This window comes from Oleiphilus sp. HI0067 (assembly GCF_001635735.1).
In genome coordinates this window covers 1-1,082 of sequence record NZ_LWFI01001358.1, presented here as the reverse complement: position 1 = coordinate 1,082, position 1,082 = coordinate 1, and the positions used below count along the sequence as shown (strand labels likewise).

Annotated in this window: 2 protein-coding genes; both read right to left on the bottom strand. The window is 44.7% G+C overall.

All coding sequences use genetic code 11. The features are described 5' to 3' along the window. On the bottom strand, positions 1-471 hold a 471-nt coding region (locus A3739_RS21595; RefSeq protein ID WP_231877125.1), incomplete at its 3' end, for a cysteine peptidase family C39 domain-containing protein. 117 nt (positions 472-588) lie between these two features. Beyond that, positions 589-1,082, bottom strand: a 494-nt coding sequence (locus tag A3739_RS30220; RefSeq protein ID WP_197472481.1) for a hypothetical protein, incomplete at its 5' end; no start/stop codon positions are given.

Genomic DNA, 1,082 nt, shown 5'->3' with positions numbered 1-1,082 from the left:
GGTCACCAGTTTACGTTCTTTATCGAATTGGTATTCGCGTTTGATAAAAAAGCAAAATCCGGTGTAAAACTCATTCAAGGTCTCGAGATCAAGCTTTTCCTCACCCAAGCCTGCTTCAGGTCGAATAATGGTCGCTTGATTGGAATCTTTGTCGATATGATTCAGTACGCACGCATTGCCATTGTGAAGTAACATTATGGCAGGCAATACCTCTGGAACAATTGAATCGAGTTCGCGGCTTAGCATGCGAGTAGACAAGCCTGCACGCTCTGCGGCACGCGGGAGCAGGGTAGTGGTTAGCTTGTTCTCGACGAGGGGAAGGCCTGCACTTAATGCTGTTGCTGTGCTTGGTTTGTCATAGAGTTTTGAAACTATGACTAAGCTATCGAGCAAAGGATCAAAATGCGTGCGCTCTGGCGAGCCAGTATCCCACTGTTCCATCTGAGAATTATTATCCTGCTGATTCGTCATTTAGTCCTCTGAACTGCTATTTAATTCTGTTATCTCAAACTCTAACGCGTCAACCTGATACCTGATTAAGTCCGGCATGACCGAGTTGGCATCTTTTTGTCACGCAATCTTTAATCACTATATCGGCGGCAAACTATCATCATCGGGTTTGGCCACTAAACTATCTAAATGTGAGCTTGAACTGCCACCCACTGACTCGTCTGGTTCTGTGCCGTCTACAGCAAGGTCCGTTTGGCTCTGAGCGCCATCAGAATGCTCACTATCGCCACTCTTCGTTGCAATGTTTGCTTCGTCTTTTACCTTAGTCTTGTGGTGGGCTGTTAGATGTTCTTCAATCATGGTTTGTAAAGCATCGTTTGCCTCATTTTCAGAGGCTCCACCAAGAACAGTAGCGGCGCGCTCTTCTGAAGTATCAAGAGATTTCTGATCTGTTCTGTCTGAGCTATTTTCTTCCTGAAGCTGTTCATGAGCTGCAGAAAAGTTAAGAAGAGGTTCATCGCTAAATGAATATTCAAACTGCTCTGCGACTAACGATGCAGTCATTTGCTGATCATCAATGGTAAATTCATTCAATAGTTCATTATTATCGATAGACTCATCGTGGGTAACCG